Here is a 23,395-nt window from a genome sequence, read left to right as displayed (position 1 = left end):
GGGGGGGGGGGGGGCGGGGGCCGCCGCTCCGCGGGGGGGGGGGCGGCCCGCCCCCCCCCCGCCCGGCCACTACCTGATGCACGGCCAGGATCCGACCCCGTGTCACCAGCGCAGCTTGCGCCGCGCCAATGCCACCGCCAGCTGTTCCATCACCTGCTCGGCCTGCGCCTGTGGCAGGTAGTTCAGCGCCAGCGCCACGTCGCCGTGCGCACCTGCGGTATCCAGCTGCAGGCTGGCGGTGCCCAGCAGCTTGTCCAGCGGTGAACGCTGCAGGCGCAGACCCTGCACCTTGTCCAGTTCGGCCCAGCGCCACCAGCGCTTCCACCAGCCACCGCGGACGGCCACGAACTGGCCATCCAGGTGCCAGCCCATGCGCGCCATCTGCCGGTGTGCCACCAGCAGCGCCACCGGCAGCCAGCCCAGCACCAGCAGGCCCCACGGGCCCCAGCGCCAGTAGGCGCCCGCTGCCAGCAGCGGCACCAGCACCAGGCTGCCCAGGCTCAGCCGCCACCAGCCGCGCTGCGGCAGCGCATGCCACTGTGCCGGCGGCCACTGCAGCTGCGGCAGCAGGTGCTTGACCAGCCCTTCGCAGGTGGCGGCCGGGGCCAGCGGCGCCAGTTCGCGCAGGGCAGGCTCATCATCACGAGAGGGGCCGCCCGCCGCGCTGTCGATGCGCAGCTGGCGCAGGCCGAACCAGCGCTGCAGCGTGCCTTCGCGCAGCGTCCAGGCCTGGATGCGGCGGCGTGCCACGCTGCTGCGGGTGCGGCTGAGCAGGCCGGTGGAGACCGTCAGCCGGCGCTCGCGCTCGCTCAGGGTGAAACCGTGGTAGCGCAGCACGGTCAGCACCACCGACAGCACGCGCAGGCCCAGCCAGCCCAGCAGCAGGGTGGCCGCCACCAGCAGCAGGGTGCCGGTCAGGCCCGGGTGCAGGTGGCTGACGTAACCGAAGGCCTGGCGGCCGCCGCGCTGGATGGCATCGTCCATCACCGGCCGCGGCACGGTCTGGAACAGCACGCCGAAGGCGGCCACGGCCAGCGCCCAGCCGCGGTTGGACAGCAGGCCCATGCGCACCACGTCCCACGCCGACAGGCGCAGCAGCACCTGCTCGTCGTCATCGTTGGCGATGTCCTGCGGCGCATCACCGATGACCGCCTGCGGTGCCTGCCCGCGCTGGCGCACCAGCCGTTCCAGCGCCAGTGCCTGGTCCAGCTTCAATACGCGCATCTCCGCTTCCGGGCGCACGCCACCGGCCGATTCCAGGCGCAGCTCGGCCACGCCGAACAGGCGGTGCAATGGGTTCTGCCGCACTTCCACGTTGTGGATGCGGGCGAAGGGAATCTCGCGGCGGTTGCGCGACAGCAGGCCGCTGCGCACGGTGATCGCGTCGCTGCCGATGCGGTAGCGGTAGCTCAGGTACTGCAGCACCGACACCACCACCAGCGCGGCGATGGCCGACAGCGGAATCAGCTGCGCCCACATCGGGTCGCGGTCGCCGCGCTGGCCGAACACCAGCAGCGCCACCAACGGCAGCAGGTAGTGGCGCAGCTGCATCAGCAGCACGAACAGCCACGACCAGGGGTGCAGGCGATGCTCTTGGCCGTCGCCGGGCAGCGACGGCGGCAGGGGCGGCGGCAGGCTCACAGGGCGTCGGCGTCCTGGTCGAGCTGGTGCGCCAGGGTGTCGCGCAGGCGTTCGGCATCGGCCTCATCCAGGCCGCTGACGGTCACCGCGCTCAGGCGCGTGCCGGCGGTGTGCACGATCAGCGTGGCCAGGCCGGCGCGGCGTTCCAGCGGGCCACGACGCAGGTCCAGGTGCTGTACGCGGGAAATGGGAATGCGGGTTTCCAGCTGCCACATCAGGTCGCGGCGCAGGCCCAGGCCCTGTGCATCCAGCCGCCAGCGCGTGCGGGTCAGGCGCCGGTGGCCGAGCCAGGCGCCGAACAGCAGGCCGACCAGCAGGCCGACCGGTGCACCCCAGAGCCCACCGGGCAGGTCGAAGAACCACCAGGCCGCAGCCAGCGGCGCGCCGGGAACGAACAGGCCACCGAAGGCACCTTCCAGTGCAGCCATGCGCGCGGCACGGCGCGGCAGCGGTTGCCAGTGGTCCAGAGGGTCCAGGGGCGGCGATGCAGGCGAAGGCAGTTCGGTCACGCGGGCGTCCGTCGGGCAGCAGGGCAGGGCGGAGGCGGCCGCAGCCGCCCCGCGCAGACGGTAGCAGGTCGGCCGCGTTACTGGGCGGCCTGGATCAGCGCGTCGACATCGAGCATGTGGCCGGCGCGGTCGGCCTTGGTGCGCAGGTAGTGCTCGTTCTCGGCGGTGATCTCGCCGGTGACCGGAATGCAGTCCAGCACTTCGATGCCGGCGTTGCGCAGGCGCTGTGCCTTGGTCGGGTTGTTGCTGAGCAGGGCCACGCGCGTAATACCCAGGCCGCGCAGCATCGCCACGGCGCTGCCATAGCGGCGCTCGTCGGCGCCGAAGCCAAGCTGTGCATCGGCGTCGATGGTGTCCAGGCCGTCGTGCTGGTAGCCATAGGCGCGCATCTTCGCGGCGATGCCGGTACCGCGTCCTTCCTGGTCCAGGTACAGCAGCACGCCGCCGCCCAGTTCCTTCAGCTTGCGCAGGCCGCGCCGCAGCTGGTCGCCGCAGTCGCACTTGAGCGAACCGAACAGGTCACCGGTCAGGCAGGAGGAATGCACGCGCACCGGCACCACGGCCGACAGGTCCGGCTCACCCACGATGATCGCCACCTGGTCGCGCTGGGCCACGCCGCCGCGGAACACCGCAAAGGTGGTCATGCCGACATCGCGCAGCGGCACCGGCGAACGCGCCACCAGTTCGTAATCGTGGGCGGCATGGGCCGCGCCTTCAGCCAGGTCGCACAGGGCCACCTCGGCCGCACCGTCGAAGGTGTGGTCATCGGCGTCCAGGCGCACGGCCACCATCGCCGGCAGCAGCAGGCCCAGGCGGGCCAGTTCCACCGCGCCGGCATCGAAGGCGTCGCCTGCACTCCAGCCTTCCGGCATCGGGCCCGGCTCGCGCAGGTAGCCCAGCGAGGGCAGGGCATCGAAGGCCACGCCGGCCAGCGGCAGGCGCGCGCCGTCGGCCGCCTCCACGCCGAGCACGCGGGCGCGGGTGGCGGTGAGGAACAGGTAGTGGCGCTCGCGCGCGGCGCTGGCGAAGGCAGCAAAGCTGCTGGCCGTGGCGCTGTCCAGCGCGATCACCGCCAGGCGCTGGCCCTGGCCGTCGTGCAGCAGGACCGGGCGACCGGCACGCAGCTCGGCCACCGCGCGTTCGCAGCGGATCGCGGCGGGATCGCCGAACAGGGAAGAAGCAGGCATGGCAGGACCGGGGGAGGCGGACATCGCAGTCTCTATGGGGGCGCCAGCGTCGTATTCAACGTACTGCGGCAGCCGGTCGCAGGCCAGCCGCCGCCGTCCTCAGTGCGGATGTTCTTCGGTGGCGTACGGGTCATCTTCGCCGCTGCCCGGCGGGCGCAGCGTGTAGCGCTTGTAGGTCCACTGGTACTGGGTGGGGTCGCGGCGGGCGATGCGCTCGATGCCGGCATTGAGCGCGGCGGCGGCCACCTGCGGGTCCGGGTCGGCCACGGCCGGGTCGGTGGGCTCGATATGCAGGGCGAATTCCATGTCCGGCCCGATGCGCTCGCACCAGCCATACAGCACGATGGCGCCGGTGCGCTCGGCCAGCCGGTTGACCAGGGTCATGGTCAGCGCCTGCACGCCGAAGAACGGCACGAACACGCCGTCGCCGGCCTTGGGCTGCTGGTCGGGCAGGATGCCGGTGGCCCCGCCGTCCTTGAGTACCTTGAACAGCTGGCGCACGGCTGGGCCTTCGGCGCGCACCTGCTGCACGTTCTGGCCGCCCCGCACCAGCTGCAGGAAGGCGTCGCCGGCCTCGTCCTCCGGCGGCTTGTAGACGATGGCGATCTGCCCGCGCGAGGCCAGCCACTGGTTCAACAGCTCCCAGTTGCCGAAGTGCGGGGCGGCAACGATCACGCCCTTGCCGCTGGCCAGGGCCGCGTCATACAGGGCCGCGCCGTGCTGTTCCTTCAGGTGCAGGCGCAGGTTGTCGGCCGGCGTCCGGCTCCACAGGCGCAGGGTTTCGATGGCCTGCAGCGCGGTCGAGCGCAGCAGCTCGCGGTGCAGGCGGTCGCGCGCGGCGCCGGTGATTTCGGGGTAGGCCAGTTCCAGGTTGCGCCGGGTCACCCGGCTCTCGCGGGCGTTCAGGCGGATCCAGGCCCAGGCCAGGGCGTGCGCGAACCCCCGCAGCAGCGGCCAGGGCAGGCGGGCGAACAGGGTGGTGGCGCGATGGACCAGCCGGGCTTTGCGTTGCGGATTCATTGGCCCCAGTTTAGCCAAGGGCGCTGCTATCGTGGCCGGCCCCGTTATCTGGAGCCCCCGATGCTCGTCCTGATCCAGCGTGTCACCCAGGCCGCCGTGCATGTGGAGGGCGAGGCGGTCGGGCAGATCGGCCCCGGCCTGCTGGCCCTGGTGGGCATGGAGCCGGGCGATACCGAGGCGCAGCTGAAGCGGATGGCCGAACGGCTGCTTGGCTACCGTGTATTCGCAGATGAGGCGGGGAAAATGAACCGTTCGCTGCGTGATGCCGGGGGCGGGCTGCTGCTGGTCAGCCAGTTCACCCTGGCCGCCGATACCCGGTCGGGCATGCGCCCCAGCTTCACCAGCGCCGCCCCGCCGGACGAGGCTGAACGCGGGTTCAACCGATTTGTCGAGATCTGCCGTGAAAATCACGCCCCGGGGGTGGAAACGGGCCGGTTTGGTGCCCATATGGTCGTCAGCCTGGTCAACGACGGTCCCGTGACCTTCCTCCTCAGGCCCTAGGCCGCCGGGACCACCGCCCGGCAGGCCGGGCCCCGGGCTGGTATAATGCTACGTTCCCTATTTCTCCCTAGCCGGTGGCGCGAGCACTACATGGCCAACGAACGTCCTGCCCAATCCGAAATCAAGCAACTGATCAGCAAGGGCCTGGAACAGGGCTACCTGACCTACGCCGAAGTCAATGACCATCTGCCGGACGACATGGTCGACCCGGAACAGATCGAAGACATCATCGGCATGATCAACGGCATGGGCATTGATGTCCATGAAGTTGCGCCGGATGTGGAAACCCTGCTTCTCAACGACGGCAACACGGGCAACCGTGAGGTCGACGACACCGCGGCCGAAGAAGCCGCCGCAGCGCTGAGCGCGCTGGACACCGAAGGTGGCCGCACCACCGACCCGGTGCGCATGTACATGCGCGAAATGGGCACCGTCGAGCTGCTGACCCGCGAGGGCGAAATCGCCATCGCCAAGCGCATCGAGGAAGGCCTTTCGCAGGTGCAGGCCGCTCTGGGCCAGTTCCCGGTCTCGGTCGAATCGCTGCTGTCCGACTACGACGCCCACAAGGAAGGCAAGAAGCGCCTGGCCGAAGTGATCGTCGGTTTCAACGACCTCTCCGACGAAGTGCCGGCTCCGGCCGCTGCTGCGTCCGATGACAGCGACGACAGCGATGACGACGCCGACGAGGACGAGGACGATGATGTCGACGGCGGCGATGAAGAAGCCGCACCGACCGGTCCGGACCCGGAGGAAGTCGCCGCACGCATGCAGGCACTGACCGACGCGTTCAATGCCTTCAAGAAGGCGGCCGCCAAGGGCGACAAGAAGAACCTGCCGAAGCTCCGCGAGGAGATGTCGGCGGTGTTCGTCACCCTGAAGCTGCCGCTGCCGCTGACCGACGTGCTGACCAAGCAGCTGCGCGACACCATGGCCGACATCAAGTCGCATGAGCGCCGCGTGCTGAACCTGGCCACCGTCACTGCCCGCATGCCGCGCAAGGACTTCATCCGTTCGTGGGAAGGCAACCAGACCAACCTGGAATGGGTGGAAGACGCACTGAAGCGCAAGCAGAAGTGGTCCTCGGCGCTGCGTGAGGTGAAGGACCAGATCGTGTCCGAGCAGCAGGCCACCATCGACATCGAAAAGCTGACCCTGCTGGACCTGGACGAGCTCAAGGAAATCAGCCGCGCCATGGCCTACGGCGAAGCCAAGGCCCGCAAGGCCAAGAAGGAAATGGTCGAGGCCAACCTGCGCCTGGTCATCTCCATCGCCAAGAAGTACACCAACCGCGGCCTGCAGTTCCTCGATCTGATCCAGGAAGGCAACATCGGCCTGATGAAGGCCGTGGACAAGTTCGAATACCGCCGCGGTTACAAGTTCTCGACCTACGCCACCTGGTGGATCCGCCAGGCGATCACCCGCTCGATTGCCGACCAGGCACGCACCATCCGTATTCCGGTGCACATGATCGAGACGATCAACAAGTTGAACCGCATTTCCCGCCAGATGCTCCAGCAGTACGGCCGCGAGGCTACGCCGGAGGAGCTGGCCAAGGAAATGGACATGCCGGAAGACAAGATCCGCAAGGTGATGAAGATCGCCAAGGAGCCGATCTCGATGGAAACCCCGATCGGCGACGACGAGGATTCCCATCTGGGCGACTTCATCGAGGACACCAATGTGGAGTCCCCGATCGAGAACACCACCAACATCAACCTGTCTGAAACCGTGCGCGACGTGCTGGCCGGCCTCACCCCGAGGGAAGCCAAGGTGCTGCGCATGCGCTTCGGCATCGACATGAACACCGACCACACGCTGGAAGAGGTCGGCAAGCAGTTCGACGTGACCCGCGAGCGCATCCGCCAGATTGAAGCGAAGGCCCTGCGCAAGCTGCGTCACCCGAGCCGCTCGGAGCAGCTGCGCAGCTTCCTGGATATCGACTGATATCCAGCGACGGCTGATGTGTTGAGAGAAACCCCGCTTCGGCGGGGTTTTTCTTTGGTAGCGCCGGGCCATGCCCGGCGGATTGTTTGATGAATCCGTAATTTTTACGTAACACTATTCTTGGTATGGGTCGCTGTTTTCGCTTTGAAATCCTTTGCAAAACAGTGACTTTAATGTCTACGCCAGCTTGCGGGCAGCGTGATTTTGCGATAAATACGTAACACTATTCGTCTCCAAGGCCCCGCCATGGCCCGCCGCGCGCTCCTGCAGCCCCAGGATCTGATCGCCCAGCTGCCCCCCGGCCAACCGCAGCCGGCGGCCGCGTTGGCCGAGCGCCTGGGCGTGAACCGCATGACCCTCAGCCGCCTGGTCGCGGCCAGTGGCGATCAGGTCGTGCGGCTGGGACAGACGCGCGCCACCGCCTATGCCCTGCGCCAGCCCTCGCGCGTAGGCAGCGAATGGCCGCTGTACCGCCTGCGCGAAGACGCCACGCTGGAGGAGTTGGGCCGGCTGATCGCGCTCAGTGGTGACACCTTCCACATGGATGCCAGCCGTGCGCGGCCCAACCTCCTGCGCGCGCCGGACGGCGACATCGCCGCCTTCTTCCCGGGCCTGCCGTGGTACCTCGATGACCTGCGCCCGCAGGGCTTCCTCGGCCGCAGCTTCGCGCATGGCCGCGCGCGCGGCCTCGGCCTGCCCTCGGATCTGACCCGCTGGCAGCGCGACGACGTGCTGGTGGCGCTGGTGCATGGCGGCGGAACCGAGACGGGTGATCTGCTGCTGGGCGGCGAGGCCGTACAAGCGGCTCTGGCCGCGTTGGATGCGCCACCCGACCGCGTGGCTGCCCGCGACCGGGCGCAGCAGTACCCGCAACGCGCGCGTGCCGCGCTGGCCGGCGAAGACGTAGGTTCCTCGCCTGGGGGTGAGCAGCCCAAGTTCACCGCCACGGTGGAAAGCGACGGCGGTCGCCGGGCGGTGATCGTGAAGTTTGCCCAGCCCGATGGTGGCGAGGCCGCGCAGCGCTGGGCCGATCTGCTGGTGTGTGAACACCTGGCGCTGGAAACCCTGCGCGCCGCTGGTGTGGATGCCGCCAGCAGTGAGTTGCTGCAGACGCCCACGCATACCTTCCTGGAAGTGACGCGCTTCGACCGCAGCACCGATGTGCTGGGGCGCCGGGGCTTTGTTTCGCTGTTGTCGCTGTCGGCTGCGTTTACTGGGGAAGCGACGCTGGATTGGCCGCGCGCCGGTGCGCAGCTGCAGGCCTTGGGCTGGCTGTCTGCCGGGACCGTGCAGGCGATGGCGCGGCTGCATGCGTTCGGCCGGTTGATCGGCAACAGCGACATGCACCAGGGCAACATCGGTTTCCGCCTCGTTGATCGCGGTCCGTTGCCGCTGGCGCCGGCCTACGACATGTTGCCGATGTCGCTGGCACCGTCGCGGCTGGGTGTGCTGCGGCAGGATGTTCCTTTGGACGCGGTTGCGCCGCGTGAGAGCGGCGAACTGGAGCATCTGCGCTGGGCGGCACCGCTGGCGAGCGAGTTCTGGGAGCGCGTTGCGGGGGATGCGCGGGTGCGGTCGGACGGGCTGCGTACGCTGGCGATGGGGAATGCTGAGTGGGTTAGAGCGATGGGGATGCGGTTTGGGTGATCCCGACCGGTGTCGCATATGCCGTTTGAATTCTTCCTGCAGTGGCCGCAGTCTGGCCGGGCAGATGCTCAACACATCACGTAGGCGGGCCGGACATCACCGGCACCGATGCAGACGCGCAGCAAGCCACGCACGCCGCGTGCGGCCTGCTGCTCTGGTTCGTCATGTATCTGGAGCTACGCCATGAACGATGTAGAGAACGACAGGCCCGATTCCCCGCGAGTCGATTTCCCGCCGCTGCTGGACTGGGATGAGGTGCTGCAGGACGAGCGCGAAGACCGGCTTGGCTTCGCCCGGCGCACGACGTATGCGCTGCTGACGCTCCCGGGTGCGGGACTGGTTGAAGGCTTTGCTGGCAGCAACCACCCGGGACTGGAAGGGGCGAGGCGGACTGTCGCCCTGTTCCAGGCGCATCTGCGGCAGATGCAGCACTTCGCGGAGATTGCCGAGGTACGGCTGGAGCAGGTCGCCAGGGCACTGGCTGTTGATGCCTGAGTAGCGGGCCAGGGGCGCGCTCAACTACACTGTGGCGCTGCGCAGGGCCTATAGCTCAACGGTTAGAGCAGGGGACTCATAATCCCTTGGTTCCAGGTTCGAATCCTGGTGGGCCCACCACAAAGAGGGGTTGCGCACTACATCTGCACTCTGCGGCTTCTTCGCACTGTCAGCCCGCGGCCTGAGAGGCCAGTCGCCGGAATTCATCCATCTGCTTTTGTTCGTTGAACCAGGCCTTCGGGAAAATCTCGAACATGACGTCCGAATGGTAGAGAAGGAATAGTTCCCCACTCTCACGCAGTTTTGTGTAATCCGACCATCGCCGTCTGGCGTGCCCATGCTCAGTCGAAACGCTGAGCCATTCCTCGTCCCAGCTGTAAGTGTTGTGAGCGCGCAGGCCAGCCTGCTGACGATGGATCTTGGCAACGCTGCGCGGCAGTGTCAGCTTGGACTGGACGAAGGCACCTATCATTCCGCCAACGCCTGCACCAATCAGGACAATGCCCGGAAAGTGAAATCCCAGAGCGAAAGTGGCTACACCGATCGCCGCAGATGCGAGCAGAATTCCTATTTGTAGTGTTATCGCCTTTCGCCGATGCATGCGAAGTGCGAGGAGATGCTGTTCTTGAGTAAGTGTTCCGGAAATCATCTGTATTGGTCTGTGGTTACGCATTGAAACGAGATGTTCCTGAAGCTGGCTGTTCCCCATCGCAACATCGCCGCCGCAAAGCGGAGATAGGACAGGTTCGATAGTGCCATCGCATTCAGCCCTCGAAAATGAAACTAATCAAAAAGAGGGCGTGAGCGGAACCGCTGATCGACATTGGCCTGTAGAGGCCGAAGGTCGGCGGACGAGGTTCTGCATGTGTATAGCAAGCTTGACACCCAGCCCGCCGCAGTAGACCTTCCCCGCATGACTATCGATATCGAATCGCTCAGCCTTCGGGAGCTGGGCGCACTGGTGGCTGCGGCCGAACAGCGCAAAGCCCTGATCACCACCCGCCGCCCGGCCGCCGCCGTGCGCCGCCTGCTGAAGGCCGCTGCCGCCGAAGCTGGTTACACCATCGAAGAACTCTTCGGCGATGAAGCCGCAGAAACCGCAGCACCGGCACGTAAACCGGCACGCCGTAAAACCGGCAAGGTCGCCGCCAAATACCGCGATCCGGAATACAAGCGCCTGACCTGGACCGGCCGTGGCCGCATGCCGCGTTGGCTGGCACACAAGGTGTCCATGGGCCACAAGGTCACCGATTTCCTGATTCCGGGCCTGGCCAAGCCGACCGCCGGCAAGACCAGCAGCATCGGCAAGCGCACCGTCATCAAGAAGGCCTGAGGCCTGCGTCCCACTCCCGCGCACGGGGTGGGGCTGCCTTCGCATTCCGCATCTGAATCGATCTAATATGCTCCCATCTATCCAGCACGGGAGCGCACGGCATGGCGTTGGGCAAGTGGATGATGGCCGCCTGCATGGCAGCGGCACTGGCAACGGGCGCGCAGGCCACACCGCCGGCCACCTCGGGTAATCCGATCCTGAAGGGTTGGTATGCCGACCCGGAGGCCGCGGTATTCGCCAACCGCTACTGGATATTTCCGACCACATCAGCGGATTACGATGCGCAGATCACCTTCGACGCGTTCTCGTCGTCCGATCTGGTGCATTGGACTAAGCATGCCGACGTCCTGAACGCCAAGGATGTGCCTTGGGCCAAGCGCGCGATGTGGGCGCCGTCGGTGGTGGAAAACAAGGGCAAGTACTACTTCTTCTTCGCCGCCAACGACATCAAGACCGATAGCGAACTGGGTGGCATCGGCGTGGCCGTGGCCGATCGTCCGGAAGGGCCGTACAAGGACCTGCTCGGCAAGCCGCTGGTGGGTGCTTTCCACAATGGCGCGCAGCCCATCGACCAGTTCGTTTTCAAGGACGACGACGGCGCCTGGTACATGATCTACGGCGGCTGGAAGCACGCGAACATCGTGCGCCTGAAGGATGATTTCACCGGCGTGCTGCCGCTGGCCGATGGCTCGCTGTTCAAGGAAATCACGCCGGCGCCGGAATACGTGGAGGGCCCGCTGATGTTCAAGCGCGGTGGGCGCTATTACTTCATGTGGTCCGAAGGCGGCTGGGGTGGCCCGGATTACAAGGTGGCCTATGCCATTGCCGATGCGCCCACCGGCCCGTTCAAGCGTGTCGGCACGGTGCTGCAGCAGGATGAGGCCATCGCCACCAGCGCCGGCCACAACTCGGTCATCCAGGTGCCGGGCACCGACCGCTGGTACATCGTCTACCACCGTCGACCGCACGGTGACACCGCCCGTGACCACCGCGAGACCGCCATCGAGCGCATGGAGTTCGATGCGCAGGGTCACATCCTGCCGGTGAAGATCACCCATGAGGGCGTGGCGGCCGATCCGCTGCGCTGAGGCGGGCGGATCGGCAGGCAATCAGGCGTTCTGGAACACCGCCAGCTGCGCGGCAAACGCGCGCTGGTAGGCCGGCCGCGCCGTCGCGCGCGCCACGTAGTCAGCCAGCCCGGGGAACTCATCGACGATGCCGCTGCTTTTCAAGCGCAGCAGCACCGACGCCATCAGCAGGTCGCCGGCACTGAACGCGCCGTCCAGCCACGGGCCGTCGCCCAGCCGCGTCGACAGTTCCTGCAGCCGCCGCCGCACGCGCTCGTCCAGCATCACCAGCCGCTGCGCGTACCAGGGCTGTTCGCGCTCCAGCACCCAGGCCATCGAACGCTCGACAATCGGCGGCTCCACCGTGTTCAGCGCCGCGAACATCCACACGATCGCGCGCATGCGGCCGTCCGCATCCGCAGGCAGCAGGCCCGCATGCTGTTCGGCCAGGTGCAGGATGATCGCGCCGGATTCAAACAGCTGCAGATCGCCGTCCTGCCAGGTGGGAATCTGCCCGAACGGGTGGCGCGCACGATGCGCGGGTTCCTTCATCTCGGCGAACGTCAGCAGCTGCACGTCGTAGGCGATGCCCAGTTCCTCCAGCGCCCAGCGCACGCGCATGTCGCGGGCCAGGCCCTGGCCGCGGTCGGGGGAGGTGGCGAAGGCGGTGAGGATCGGATGCATGGCGGTGCTCCTGCAGGCGACAGGCCTGCCTTTCCTGTTCCGACGAATGACGGGGGAGGGAATCGACATCTTCCTGCGATTGTCTGACCCTTGACCGAAAGCGGTGCTGCTGGCGGATACTTCAGAAACGCTCCACTGAGGTCATGGAACCATGAAACACCGTCGGCCCACCCTCGTGCCGCTTCCTCCTCCCCGCGAGGATGGCGAATCGTATCTTGCGTTCGCGTGGTTTCGGGAGGAAGAGTACGCCAGCTTCAAGGCGCTCCTGCCTGAGCGTGACTGGCACGACACGTTTGCCGAGTGGGAAAAAGATATTGAGCGCCATGTGTGGTTCGCCAGAGTGAGTGGCGTCGGCACTGTCCGGGTGACAGTGGGTGTGGCCGATTTCGTGGAATGGTGCGTGGCAAACGACCTGCCGGTCGAGTCGTCTTCGCTGTCGAAGTTCGCGTCAGCGCATGGCGCACCGCCTGACTGATGAGCACGTGCGGAAACATTCTCTCGGCGTGAATCACCTGCAAGAGAGTGTGAACAGTCAGTTGCCGTTCGAGGCCGTGATTTCCGCATAAAACCATGCTCACCCGCGTCCCACGCGCGCTTCTCCACTCTGGTCCTGCAGGCAACGGACACACCGCTGCCCTCATCCCGCAGACCCGATCAAGGAGAAACACCATGAGCACCCAGTCCACCATCGAACATCGCCTCAACGACCTGATCGAGATCGCCCGCGACGGCAAGTCGTTCTACGAAGAAGCCGCCACCAAGGTGAAGGACACCGAGCTGTCCGCGCTGTTCGTGCGCATCGCCGGCGTCAAGGCGCGCATCGTTTCTTCGCTGAGCAGCGCCGTCGTCGCCACCGGCGGCAAGCCGGCCGAGCACGGCACCATGGTCGGCTCGATGCAGCAGTTCTACGGCAAGGTTCGCGCCGCCTTCGGTGATACCAACTACGGCTACGTGGCCGAGCTGGAGGAATCGGAAGACCGTTTGCTGGCCGCGTTCAAGGACGTGCTGAACGACAACGAGCTGCCGCCGGCCGTGCGCCAGGAAGTGACCGCGTGGCTGCCGGAAGTGCAGGACTGCCACCGCGTGATGCGCGACCGCAAACATGCGATGAAGGCCGCTTGATCCCCGGCTTCGGCTGAGCGATTACTGCAAAGCAGGGCCCCGTCATCGACGGGGCCCTTTGCATTTCGTCTCACGGAGCACTGCTGGGTATCAGCCCTGCTGTGGATACGGCGACGCCGGTGCAGCCGGTGCCCTCGGTTCTTCCTGCATCTGTTGCTGCTGGCGCTGCGCATTGGCATGCCGCGCATGCCCGCCCTCGCGGCCGATCGCCGCCATGTGCTGGCGGTTGCGGCTGATCGCTTCGCCGCCCTTGCGGCCGGCGACGCGTGCTTCGGCGGAATTGAATTCATGCGCGTTGCCCGAGGCGTGTGCCGCGCGGCCGCCCTTGGCGGCGATGGCGCGTTGCTTGTCTTCATCCATCGAGGCGAAGCCGCGATTCTGTGTGCCTTGGGGTGCGTTGGCCATGCTGTGTCTCCTGTGCGGAAGGGACGCCGCCAGCTTCGACGACCGGTCCCATGCTGCACAGCCCACGGTAATGGCAGGTGCATGTTCGCGGCGCCGCTTTCACGCTTGCCATGCACGCGCTTGACGCCTCGCTATCGCGTCACGCAGGCGAGCAGGCTGTTGCCGCGCCCGTGCACGCGCCTAGAATCGAGGGATCCCGGTAGCTCCCGGGCGCTGTCGAGCGAATGGATTCAATGAAGATCCTGTTGACCGGAAGTTCCGGGCGGATCGGGCGCGCGATCTTCGGTGCGCTGGCCGCCGAGCACGACGTGGTGGGGTTGGACCGCATGCCCTTCAACACCACCCGCATCATTGCCGATGTCACCGACCGCCAGGCGCTGGAGCGCGCCGTGCGGGGTGTGGACGCGGTGATCCACACCGCAGCCCTGCACGCGCCGCACGTCGGCCTGGTGCCTGATCCGGTGTTCGAGCAGATCAACGTCGATGCCACCGGCCAGCTGCTGCAGCTGGCCCGGCAGGCCGGCGCGCGCCGCTTCGTGCTGACCAGCACCACGGCGCTGTACGGCCATGCGGTAGTGGCCGGTGGCTGCCGCTGGATCGACGAAACGACCGAACCGCTGCCACGCACCATCTACCACCGCACCAAACTGCAGGCCGAAGCACTGGCCGAGCAGGCGGCGGGGCAGGGCTTCGAGGTGCGCGTGCTGCGCATGGCGCGCTGCTTCCCCGAGCCACCCGAACGCATGGCCATGTTCCGTCTGCACCGTGGCATCGATGCGCGCGACGTGGCCAGTGCCCACGCGGCGCTGCTGGTGGATGAGGGTGAGCCGTTCCAGCGCTATATCGCCTGCGCGGCCAGTCCGTTCCAGCGCAGTGACTGCCTGGAGCTGGCCGCCAACCCGCGCCAGGTGCTGGCCCGCCGGGTACCGCAGCTGCTGGCCGAGTTCGACCGCCGCGGCTGGCCGCTGCCGCTCAGCATCGACCGTGTCTACGACAGCAGCCGGCTGCGCCAGGCGCTGGGCTGGCAACCGCGCTTCGGCCCGGAGGGCGTGCTGCAGCAGTACGCCGCAGGCAGCATTGAAGTACTGCCGCGCATGCTGCCGCTTTTGTAGAGTCGAGCCACGCTCGACTGCGCCGCCTTTGTAGAGTCGAGCCATGCTCGATTGCTCTTCGTCCGACGCCACGGCTGAGCGTGTTCAGGTTCCCGCAGACGGCTTTTCCTCAATCCGGCCCGCCTGCGGCCGCTAACCCGGTGCGTGCCTTGCCAGCGTGGGTTTCGATCCGCAGCTGGCAGGCGGCGGCGCGAGGGATCGCGCACCTGCGCGGTGCCGTCGTGGTGCCGGTTGTCCTGAATTGCCTGCGGACCTGTCCATGCCTTCTTCCCGCTCTGCCGCTGCCCGTCGCCCGGGCAGCATCGCCCACAAGCTGATGCTGGGCACTGCTTCGATCGCGCTGCTCTGCTTCGGCATCACCGCTTTCCTCATCTACCGCCAGGCCAGTGCCAGCCTGGTCAATGCCTCGCGCCAGACCATGGCCAGTGAAGCCGTCGCTGAAGCGCGCAAGGTGTCTGCCGATCTGGGCACGGCCTTCGCCAGCAACGATGCGATGGTGGAAACCGTGCTGGCCCAGCGTGCCCGCGGCGATGCCCCGGACCGCGCCGCACTGGCCGCGGTCGTTGGCCAGCAGCTGCAGGCGCACCCGGAATGGGTGGGCAAGAGCACCATGTGGGAAGCGAACGCTTTCGACGGCAAGGATGCAGACTTCGTGAATACCGAAGCGCACGATGCCACCGGTCGCTTCATGAGCTACTGGGCCTGGGAGGGCGGCAAGCCCCAGCAGTCGCCGATGACCGCCTACACCGACCTGCCGGATGGCTCCGGTGACTGGTACATGGGCCCGAGCCGCGACAAGCTGCCCAAGGTCAGCGAGCCGTATGCCTATGCCATCGGCGGCCAGCAGGTGCTGATGAGCACGCTGAGCACGCCGATCGTGGAGAACGGCACCTTCCTCGGCGTGTTCACCGTCGATTTCTCGCTGGCGGCTCTGCAGAAGCACCTGGCCACGCTGACCCCGATGGGGGCCGGCCGGGTCGAACTGCTCTCGCCCAAGGGCGTGGTGCTGGCGGCGGCCAATGCCGCCGAGATCGGCAAGCCGCGTACCGATGCGGAAACCCAGCAGATGCTGGCGCAGATTGCCGAGGGCAAGACCTTCGAGGCGTTCGAGCCGGATGCCGAAGGCAACGTGCGCCTGTACGTGCCGATGCAGGTCGGCGATGCCCCGCAGCACTTCGCGCTGGGCGTGGTGGTGCCGCACGCGGTGATCGTCGCCGAAGCCCGCCAGCTGCTGTGGCTGACCCTGCTGGTCGGCGTGATTGCCGCGCTCACCCTCAGCGCCGGCGTCTATGTGCTGCTGCGTGGCCTGGCCATTCGTCCGCTGGCGCAGGCCGTGCGCATCGCCAGCGACGTGGCCGCCGGCAAGCTGGATACCGCACTGCCGCCGCGCGGCAACGATGAAGTGGGTCGCCTGCTGGACGCGATGCAGGGCATGCGCGGGACGCTGCAGGCGGTGATGGCGGCGCAGGCCGAAATGGCGCAGCGCCATGACGAAGGCCAGATCAGCTACCGCATGGATGCCAGCGCCTTCCCGGGCGAGTACGGCCGCATGGTGGCCGACAGCAACCAGCTGGTGGCGTCGAGCAACGCGGTCACCCAGCGCCTGGTGGAGGTGATGCAGCGCTACGCGGTGGGCGACCTCAGCGTGGACATGGAAGCCCTGCCGGGCGAGAAGGCCGTGTTCACCGCGGCCATGGCCACCACCAAGGCCAACCTGGGTGCGATCAACGAGGAGATCCAGCAGCTGGCCGCCGCGGCGGCAGCGGGTGACTTCGCGGTGCGCGGCGATACGGAGCGCTTCGAGCACGACTTCCGCCGCATGGTCGAAACGCTCAACACGATGATGCAGGTGAGCGACCACAACCTCGCCGCGCTCTCCACGCTGCTGCGCGCGATTGCTGCCGGTGACCTGAGCACGCGCATGCACGGTGATTTCCACGGCGTGTTCGCGGTGATGCGCGACGATGCCAACAGCACGGTGCAGCAGCTGACCCAGATCGTCGGCCAGATCCAGCAGTCGGCGGCAAGCATCCGCCTGGCGGCCGGCGAGATCGCCTCGGGCAACAGCGACCTGTCTCGCCGCACCGAACAGCAGGCGGCCAACCTGGAAGAGACGGCGGCATCGATGGAGGAACTGACCTCCACCGTGCGCCAGAACGCCGAGCATGCACAGCAGGCCAACAGCCTGGCAGCATCGGCGGCCGGTGTGGCCAGCGAAGGCGGGCAGGTGGTCGGCCAAGTGGTGCAGACCATGGAGCAGATCGAGAACTCCTCGCAGCGCATCGCCGAGATCATCTCGGTGATCGATGGCATCGCGTTCCAGACCAACATCCTGGCGCTGAACGCTGCGGTGGAAGCGGCGCGTGCCGGCGAGCAGGGCCGTGGTTTCGCCGTGGTGGCCAGCGAAGTGCGCGCGCTGGCGCAGCGCTCGGCGGGGGCGGCCAAGGAGATCAAGGGCCTGATCGACGCCTCGGTCGCCCAGGTCGGCGCCGGTGCGCAGCTGGTGCACGGTGCCGGCCGCACGATGCAGGAGATCGTCGGCCAGGTCGGCCGGGTGAACGACATCATGGCCGAGATCTCGGCCGCCTCGCGCGAACAGTCGGCGGGCATCGAGCAGGTCAACCAGACCGTGGTGCAGATGGACGAGACCACCCAGCAGAACGCGGCGCTGGTGGAAGAAGCCACGGCTGCCGCACGGGCGATGGAAGACCAGGCCGAGCAGCTGGCGGTGGCGGTATCGCGCTTCCGCCTGCAGGCTGATGCGCCGGCGGCGGCAAAGCTGCGCGCGGCCTGATGTCGCAGACGACGACGCCCGGCCGGAGCCGGGCGCCGTCAGTGCGGCCTGCCGGGCGGGGGCCCGGCGTTGGCAGCGGCTTAGAACATGCCTTCGAAGGGGTTCCAGCTGGTGTTGCCCTTCACTTTTTCCTGGAAGTAGCTGTAGTTGGTGCTGGAGGCGACCAGGAAGTTCAGGGCGAAGAACAGGGCGCGGCCGACGATGTCCGGAAGCATCAGGGTGATCGCAGCCAGAGCGATGTTGATGCCGATGACGACCAGCGCCTTGCGCCACATGCCCAGGATCAGCAGGTAGATCGCGCCAAAGAACAGGGCGAAGAAATTGATGTTGATCTTCAGCCGGTCGCCGAAGGAAAGCGCCTTCCAGGCCTGCTTGAAGCCCGGTTCCTTGGGCGCGCCGTGCTGCTGGAAGAAGTTGAAGCGGAACTGCCACTTCGGGCTGTACTGCGAGAGGTCGACTGCGTTCATGAATGGGAGACGTCCCTGTGGGAAAACGTTTTCATGATAAATGTGTCGCATTCAGCCAACCAGCGTGGTCCGTCAAAAATGTGACGGTTGACCAGTTGGGGCCTTGCATCCTCGCGTCGCACCGTCACCCACCCGCCTTGTTTTTAGGATAGGGTGCGCAGTTCCGCTGCCGCTCGGGCCTGGCCCTGGCGCGTTGGCGGGATGTCCTCGGAGGTTGCATGACCACACCTGTTACACCGGAAAACGCACCCGGACCGGTGCTTCTGCCGACACCCGAAGTGGTGCAGGCGCAACAACTGCTCGCCCGCCAGCAACTGGCGGTGGCGATCGACCGCGCGCGCGCGGCGGCGAACCGCGATCCCGCGACACCTGAGACGACCTGAGACGACCTGAGACGACCTGAGCGCTGGCAGGTGCCAACCTGGGTTGGCACGCTTCTGCGCCGGATGTAGGGCGCCAACCAAGGTTGGCGGCTACCGGGACGGCTGATTCCGTGGTTGGGAATCATTATCATTTTGCTCGATCCAGTTCCCGCCACGCCTGCGTGTGCGCGGCATGCTCGAGCCCGGCATCGCCCGCTATTTGCTGAATGGGGGAAATCCCCGGCGTAAACCTTCGCGCTCACCTTACATTTGCCCTCTTATGCTGGGCCGCATTTTCGATTCCGCCCCGTTGGAGATCGTGTGGGTTCCGGTAGTGACAGACATCTACTGCGCGGCGTGACGCCGTCGCAGGCAGGACAAGTGCGGGCGCCGGGAATGCGCGCGGGGAACCCTGGTGCATGCCGCCTGGCCAGGATGGCCAGCCACGCTGCCTGGGCGGAGTAGACGCGATGGAAGCTCAAACCACCTCCCACGCCGGCCCGGGCAACCCCGAGCTGGATGCCGGCTGGGCGCTGTTGCCGCCCGAAGCGCCCCTGCAGATGCCCGAGCAGACCCTGCGCGAAGGCAAGCTCAAGGTCCCTCGTCACCGCACCTCGCCGCGCATGATCAAGCTGCGCCGCCTGTACCTCTTCGGTGGTACCGCGGCGATGACCGCCGTGGCCACGCGGATGATGTGGCGTGTGCTGTCCACCAACGGCATCAGCGTGCTCGAGGCCTGCCTGCTGGTGCTGTTCGTCGGCCTGTTCGCCTGGATCGCGCTGTCCTTCGCCAGTGCCGTGGCCGGTTTCCTCACCGCCGTGTTCGACCGCGGTTACCGCCTGGGCATCGACCCGGACAAGCCGCTGCCGATCGTGCACAGCCGCACCGCGCTGCTGATGCCCACCTACAACGAAGACCCGCGACGGCTGCTGGCCGGCCTGCGCGCGATCTATGAATCGGTGGCCGCCACCGGGCAGCTGGAACGCTTCGATTTCTTCGTGCTCAGCGACACCCGCCGCGAGGACATCGCCCGCGCCGAAGAACTGGTCTTCAACGAGCTGCGCGAACTGGTGCCCGATGGCCGGGTGCGCCTGTTCTACCGCCGCCGCAGCGACAACGGTGCGCGCAAGGCCGGCAACATCGCCGACTGGGTGCGCCGTTTCGGCGGCGCCTACCCGCAGATGCTGATCCTCGACGCCGACAGCCTGATGACCGGCGACAGCATCGTGCGCCTGGTGGCGGGCATGGAACACAACGCCGACGTCGGCCTGATCCAGACCCTGCCGTCGGTGATCGGTGGGCGCACCCTGTTTGCCCGCATGCAGCAGTTCGGTGGCCGCGTGTACGGGCCGGTCATCGCCCGCGGCGTGGCCTGGTGGCATGGCGCCGAGAGCAACTACTGGGGCCACAACGCGATCATCCGCACCCGTGCCTTCGCCGACCAGGCCGGCCTGCCGGCACTGCCCGGCCGCAAGCCGTTCGGCGGCCACGTGCTCAGCCACGATTTCGTCGAAGCCGCGCTGATGCGCCGGGGCGGCTGGGCCGCGCACATGGTGCCTTACCTGGGCGGCAGCTACGAGGAAGGCCCGCCGACCCTGACCGACATGCTGGTGCGCGACCGCCGCTGGTGCCAGGGCAACCTGCAGCACGGCAAGGTGGTCGGCAGCCGCGGCCTGCACTGGATCAGCCGCGTGCACATGCTGATCGGCATCGGCCACTACTTCACCGCGCCGATGTGGGGCATGTTGATGCTGATCGGCATCGCCATCCCGCTGTTCCAGGAAGGCATCGATTTCAACGCACTGCTGCACCTGTCGCCCAGCGTCTATTGGCGTGCGCAGGACGAGGAGCAGGTGGTGCGCCTGTTCGGCGCGACCATGGCCGTGCTGCTGCTGCCCAAGGTGCTGGGTTACCTGGCCATGCTGCTGGACCCGGTGGACCGCCGTGGCTGCGGTGGCGCCTTCCGCGCGTTCGTGTCGATGCTGGTGGAAACCGTGCTGGCGGCGCTGATGGCGCCCGTGGTGATGTACGTGCAGTCGCGCGGCGTGGCCGAAGTGCTGTCCGGCCGCGATTCGGGCTGGGACGCGCAGCAGCGCGACGACGGTGGCATTTCCTGGATGGCGCTGATCCGCGGCTACGGTGGGCTGGGCGTGTTCGGTGCCTTCATGGGCATGCTGGCCTGGGCGGTATCGCCCTCGCTGGCGGTGTGGATGGCACCGGTGGTGATCGGCATGGTGCTGGCCATTCCGGTGGTGGCGCTGACCTCCTCGCGCGGGCCCGGTGGCTTCCTGCACCGCTGGGGGCTGCTGGACATCCCCGAGGAAAACACGCCGCCGCCCGTCCTGGTGCGTGCCGCCGAACTGCGCCGCGAAGCCGCCGAGCAGCCGCCGCTGTACTGATCGGCCCATGGCGGCGGCATAATGCGGCTCGAACTTGAAGGAGCCGCATCATGCTGCAAACGGTGGAACAGGAAACCGGCGCCTCGCCGCAGTGGTCGGTGATCTGGCTGCATGGCCTGGGGGCCGATGGCCATGATTTCGCACCGATCGTGCCCGAGCTGGTGCGTCCGCACTGGCCGGCGCTGCGCTTCGTCTTCCCGCATGCACCGGTGCGGCCGATCACGATCAACAACGGCGTGCCGATGCGCGGCTGGTACGACATCGTCGGCATGGATTTCCGCTCGCGTGCCGACATGGCCGGCGTGCGTGAATCGGTGGCCCAGCTGGATGCGCTGATCGCCCGCGAGATCGAGCGTGGCGTTGCCGCCGACCACATCTTCCTGGCCGGCTTCTCGCAGGGCGGCGCGGTCATCCTCAGTGCCGCACTGGAACGCACCGCGCCGCTGGCCGGCCTGATCGCACTGTCGACCTACCTGCCCGATGCCGAAGCGGCCCGCCGCGTTGACGGTGCCGTCGACGTGCCGGTGTTCATGGCCCACGGCAGTGGCGATCCGGTGATTCCGCTGGCGGTGGCCGAGCACAGCGCGCAGGTGCTGCGCACGCTGGGCCTGTCGCTGCAGTGGCAGCGTTACCCGATGGCGCACCAGGTCTGTGCCGAAGAAATCCAGGCACTGGGCGACTGGCTGCAGGAACGGTTGGGCGTGGCCTGAGCCATGGCAGCCAGCGCCAGCCCGCCGTGGATGCCGGAACTGTGCCGCCTGCCGCGCGTGCTGGCGATGCTGGGCCTGGCCGAACTGGTGGTGGTGGTGCTGGCCCTGGCGCCCGATGGCAGCCGCCATTGGACGCTGGGCGAGCTGGCCTCGGCCAGTGGTTTCGCGTTGTGGCTTTCGCTGGCGGTCAGCGCCTGCCTGTGCCTGCTGCGGCGGGCACTGTCGACCCTGCCCGAGGTGCTGGGCGCGCTGCTCGCCATCGCCTTGTCGGCGCTGATCGCCGTGGCGTGCGCCGGCGTCGTCCACGCCCTGTACGCGGTGCTGGGTGACAACTTCACCCGCGGCATCAGCTTCTGGCGCTTCACCCTCGGCAGTGCCGCAACCACGGCGCTGATCACCGCGCTGGCGCTGCGCTACTTCTATGTGAGTGACCGCTGGGCCGCGCAGGTGCAGGCCAACGCGCGCGCCCAGGCCGACGCACTGCAGGCGCGCATCCGCCCGCATTTCCTGTTCAACAGCATGAACCTGATCGCCAGCCTGCTGCACCGCGACCCGGCCGTGGCCGAACGCGCGGTGCTGGACCTGTCCGATCTGTTCCGCGCCGCGCTGGGTGCCGGCGAAGGCGATTCCACCCTGCAGGCCGAGTGCGAGCTGGCCGAGCGCTACCTGTCGATTGAATCGCTGCGCCTGGGCGAACGCCTGCAGGTGCACTGGCAGCGCGAGGAACCGCTGCCCTGGGATCTGGCGCTGCCGCGCCTGGTGTTGCAGCCGCTGGTGGAAAACGCGGTGCTGCATGGCATTTCGCGCCTGCCCGAGGGCGGCACCATCGAGTTGCTGCTGGCCTGCAGGAACAATGAGCTGCAGATCACAGTTCGTAATCCGGCACCGGATCCGCAGGCCCCGGGGCTGGCCCTGGCGCGGGGCGCGGGCCACGCGCAGCACAGCATCGGCCACCGGCTGGCGTGGCGCTTCGGTCGTGCCGCGCGGATGACGGCCGGCTGGAGCGAAGGCTACTATGCCTGCCAGGTGACAGTGCCGATCCAGTGAGGGAATGAGCGTGAGGGTAGTCATCGCCGATGACGAACCGCTGGCCCGCGAGCGCCTGCGCAGCCTGTTGGCGGCGCAGGAGGGCATCGACGTGGTGGCCGAGGCCGGCAACGGCGAGCAGGCCCTGCACGCGTGCGCGGAACTGCAGCCGGACCTGGTGCTGCTGGACATCGCCATGCCCGGGCTGGATGGCCTGGAAGCCGCGCGCCACCTGGCCAGTTTCGAACCGCGGCCGGCGGTGGTGTTCTGCACCGCCTACGACGCGCACGCGCTGTCGGCGTTCGAGGCGGCGGCGATTGATTACCTGATGAAGCCGGTACGTGCCGAGCGTCTGGCCGCGGCCATCGCGCGCGCGCGTACGTTCCTGGCCGGTCGGAATGGCCAGCCCGAGCACAGCGGCGGCCAGGCCCGCAGCATGCTGTGCGCGCGCCTGCGTGGCAGCCTGCGCTTGATTCCGCTGGACGACATCCACTACCTGCAGGCCGAAGAGAAGTACGTGGTGGTGCACCACGCGCGCGGCGAAGACCTGATCGAGGAGTCGCTGAAGTCGCTGGAAGAAGAGTTCGCCAGCCGCTTCGTGCGCATCCACCGCAACTGCCTGGTGGCCCGCCATGAACTGGTGGAACTGCGGCGTGGCGTGGGTGGGCAGGTGCAGGCGGTGCTGCGGCATGGCAAGCAGCCGCTGGAAGTGAGCCGGCGGTGCGTGGCGACGCTGAAGCAGGAACTGCGGCATCTGTGAGATTCCGCGCGGCCTGCGGCCGCGACTGCTTGCGAGCAACGTCTGAAGCAACATCAACAGCTACAGCAACGGCGGTTGGTCGGCTCGTTGTTGTTACGTGCTGGGTCGGGGCCGGGGGGGGGGGGGGGGGGGGCGGCCCACAAACACCCGCACGACCGGCTAGGCGGGGCCCAAGGCGGGTCCGCGCCAGGCCCCCCCCCCCCCGCCCCC

The 23,395-nt window shown here is 67.5% G+C and carries 23 protein-coding genes and 1 tRNA gene; 16 read left to right on the top strand and 8 right to left on the bottom strand.

The genetic code is table 11. The features are described from left to right. Window positions 1-102: 102 nt before the first annotated feature. The 4 genes from ACVOK1_RS15525 to ACVOK1_RS15510 all read right to left on the bottom strand — a co-directional run bounded on the left by ACVOK1_RS15525 (window position 103) and on the right by ACVOK1_RS15510 (window position 4,357). Window positions 103-1,641, bottom strand: coding sequence for a PH domain-containing protein (locus ACVOK1_RS15525; protein ID WP_481562586.1), 1,539 nt, complete (start codon window positions 1,639-1,641; stop codon window positions 103-105). Next, on the bottom strand, window positions 1,638-2,069 hold the full coding sequence (locus ACVOK1_RS15520) for a PH domain-containing protein (RefSeq protein WP_481562587.1): 432 nt from the start codon (window positions 2,067-2,069) through the stop codon (window positions 1,638-1,640). The genes ACVOK1_RS15525 and ACVOK1_RS15520 overlap by 4 nt, the downstream gene beginning before the upstream one ends. Window positions 2,070-2,227: 158 nt before the next feature. Beyond that, on the bottom strand, window positions 2,228-3,361 hold the full coding sequence (ribA, locus tag ACVOK1_RS15515; protein WP_481562585.1) for a GTP cyclohydrolase II RibA: 1,134 nt from the start codon (window positions 3,359-3,361) through the stop codon (window positions 2,228-2,230). A gap of 75 nt (window positions 3,362-3,436) precedes the next feature. Beyond that, complete coding sequence (locus tag ACVOK1_RS15510) at window positions 3,437-4,357, bottom strand: lauroyl acyltransferase (protein WP_481562584.1); 921 nt, start codon at window positions 4,355-4,357, stop codon at window positions 3,437-3,439. 60 nt (window positions 4,358-4,417) lie between these two features. Between ACVOK1_RS15510 and dtd the strand changes: the two genes are divergently transcribed. From dtd to ACVOK1_RS15485, 5 genes are all read left to right on the top strand, one after another. Further along, window positions 4,418-4,858: a D-aminoacyl-tRNA deacylase gene (dtd, locus tag ACVOK1_RS15505; RefSeq protein ID WP_312724379.1), complete on the top strand. Its 441-nt coding sequence runs from the start codon at window positions 4,418-4,420 to the stop codon at window positions 4,856-4,858. A gap of 90 nt (window positions 4,859-4,948) precedes the next feature. Continuing rightward, the gene (gene rpoD, locus ACVOK1_RS15500; RefSeq protein ID WP_108770117.1) at window positions 4,949-6,802 is read left to right on the top strand and encodes an RNA polymerase sigma factor RpoD; all 1,854 of its coding nucleotides are present in this window, start codon (window positions 4,949-4,951) and stop codon (window positions 6,800-6,802) included. Between the two features lie 246 nt (window positions 6,803-7,048). Next, entirely contained in the window at window positions 7,049-8,449 is a 1,401-nt protein-coding gene (gene yjjJ, locus ACVOK1_RS15495; RefSeq protein WP_481562583.1) for a type II toxin-antitoxin system HipA family toxin YjjJ, read from the top strand. A 183-nt stretch (window positions 8,450-8,632) separates the two neighbouring features. After that, window positions 8,633-8,944, top strand: a complete 312-nt coding sequence (locus ACVOK1_RS15490; RefSeq protein WP_481562582.1) for a hypothetical protein — start codon at window positions 8,633-8,635, stop codon at window positions 8,942-8,944. 44 nt (window positions 8,945-8,988) lie between these two features. Next, window positions 8,989-9,064 (top strand) — tRNA-Ile (locus ACVOK1_RS15485). Between the two features lie 49 nt (window positions 9,065-9,113). On the opposite strand, the gene ACVOK1_RS15480 is transcribed toward ACVOK1_RS15485, so the two are convergent. Beyond that, window positions 9,114-9,593: a YcxB family protein gene (locus ACVOK1_RS15480; RefSeq protein ID WP_481562581.1), complete on the bottom strand. Its 480-nt coding sequence runs from the start codon at window positions 9,591-9,593 to the stop codon at window positions 9,114-9,116. Between the two features lie 264 nt (window positions 9,594-9,857). Between ACVOK1_RS15480 and ACVOK1_RS15475 the strand changes: the two genes are divergently transcribed. Continuing rightward, the gene (locus tag ACVOK1_RS15475; RefSeq protein WP_481562580.1) at window positions 9,858-10,277 is read left to right on the top strand and encodes an H-NS histone family protein; all 420 of its coding nucleotides are present in this window, start codon (window positions 9,858-9,860) and stop codon (window positions 10,275-10,277) included. A gap of 101 nt (window positions 10,278-10,378) precedes the next feature. Continuing rightward, a complete protein-coding gene (locus tag ACVOK1_RS15470; RefSeq protein ID WP_481562579.1) occupies window positions 10,379-11,365 on the top strand; it encodes a glycoside hydrolase family 43 protein in 987 nt (328 codons plus the stop codon). 21 nt (window positions 11,366-11,386) lie between these two features. Here ACVOK1_RS15470 and ACVOK1_RS15465 read toward each other — a convergent pair whose 3' ends face one another. Further along, entirely contained in the window at window positions 11,387-12,028 is a 642-nt protein-coding gene (locus ACVOK1_RS15465; protein ID WP_481562578.1) for a glutathione S-transferase family protein, read from the bottom strand. A gap of 151 nt (window positions 12,029-12,179) precedes the next feature. Between ACVOK1_RS15465 and ACVOK1_RS15460 the strand changes: the two genes are divergently transcribed. Continuing rightward, window positions 12,180-12,503, top strand: a complete 324-nt coding sequence (locus tag ACVOK1_RS15460) for a hypothetical protein (RefSeq protein WP_481562577.1) — start codon at window positions 12,180-12,182, stop codon at window positions 12,501-12,503. Window positions 12,504-12,697: 194 nt separating this feature from the next. Then, window positions 12,698-13,150, top strand: a complete 453-nt coding sequence (locus tag ACVOK1_RS15455; RefSeq protein WP_108770107.1) for a PA2169 family four-helix-bundle protein — start codon at window positions 12,698-12,700, stop codon at window positions 13,148-13,150. A 90-nt stretch (window positions 13,151-13,240) separates the two neighbouring features. Here ACVOK1_RS15455 and ACVOK1_RS15450 read toward each other — a convergent pair whose 3' ends face one another. Then, a complete protein-coding gene (locus ACVOK1_RS15450) occupies window positions 13,241-13,555 on the bottom strand; it encodes a KGG domain-containing protein (RefSeq protein WP_481562576.1) in 315 nt (104 codons plus the stop codon). Between the two features lie 233 nt (window positions 13,556-13,788). On the opposite strand from ACVOK1_RS15450, the gene ACVOK1_RS15445 reads away from it, so the two are divergent. Beyond that, a complete protein-coding gene (locus ACVOK1_RS15445) occupies window positions 13,789-14,667 on the top strand; it encodes an NAD-dependent epimerase/dehydratase family protein (protein WP_481562575.1) in 879 nt (292 codons plus the stop codon). 259 nt (window positions 14,668-14,926) lie between these two features. Further along, a complete protein-coding gene (locus ACVOK1_RS15440) occupies window positions 14,927-17,461 on the top strand; it encodes a methyl-accepting chemotaxis protein (RefSeq protein WP_481562574.1) in 2,535 nt (844 codons plus the stop codon). Between the two features lie 80 nt (window positions 17,462-17,541). On the opposite strand, the gene ACVOK1_RS15435 is transcribed toward ACVOK1_RS15440, so the two are convergent. Further along, window positions 17,542-17,928: a DUF2628 domain-containing protein gene (locus ACVOK1_RS15435; protein WP_481562573.1), complete on the bottom strand. Its 387-nt coding sequence runs from the start codon at window positions 17,926-17,928 to the stop codon at window positions 17,542-17,544. Between the two features lie 218 nt (window positions 17,929-18,146). Between ACVOK1_RS15435 and ACVOK1_RS15430 the strand changes: the two genes are divergently transcribed. The 5 genes from ACVOK1_RS15430 to ACVOK1_RS15410 all read left to right on the top strand — a co-directional run bounded on the left by ACVOK1_RS15430 (window position 18,147) and on the right by ACVOK1_RS15410 (window position 23,185). Continuing rightward, window positions 18,147-18,311 (top strand): hypothetical protein, encoded by a 165-nt coding sequence (locus tag ACVOK1_RS15430; protein ID WP_174213520.1) that lies wholly within the window; start codon window positions 18,147-18,149, stop codon window positions 18,309-18,311. 449 nt (window positions 18,312-18,760) lie between these two features. Next, the gene (gene mdoH, locus ACVOK1_RS15425; protein WP_108770102.1) at window positions 18,761-20,689 is read left to right on the top strand and encodes a glucans biosynthesis glucosyltransferase MdoH; all 1,929 of its coding nucleotides are present in this window, start codon (window positions 18,761-18,763) and stop codon (window positions 20,687-20,689) included. Between the two features lie 50 nt (window positions 20,690-20,739). Then, window positions 20,740-21,399, top strand: a complete 660-nt coding sequence (locus ACVOK1_RS15420; RefSeq protein ID WP_108758933.1) for an alpha/beta hydrolase — start codon at window positions 20,740-20,742, stop codon at window positions 21,397-21,399. A gap of 30 nt (window positions 21,400-21,429) precedes the next feature. Then, on the top strand, window positions 21,430-22,446 hold the full coding sequence (locus ACVOK1_RS15415) for a sensor histidine kinase (protein ID WP_406236414.1): 1,017 nt from the start codon (window positions 21,430-21,432) through the stop codon (window positions 22,444-22,446). Between the two features lie 4 nt (window positions 22,447-22,450). Further along, window positions 22,451-23,185 carry a LytR/AlgR family response regulator transcription factor gene (locus ACVOK1_RS15410; RefSeq protein ID WP_481562572.1) on the top strand — a complete coding sequence of 245 codons (735 nt, stop codon included), beginning with the start codon at window positions 22,451-22,453 and terminating at the stop codon, window positions 23,183-23,185. Window positions 23,186-23,395: the final 210 nt, after the last annotated feature.

Source organism: Stenotrophomonas sp. STEN087 (assembly GCF_056759115.1).
The sequence above is the reverse complement of the archived record's forward strand: the minus strand, read 5'-3'. Positions and strand labels throughout refer to the sequence as shown.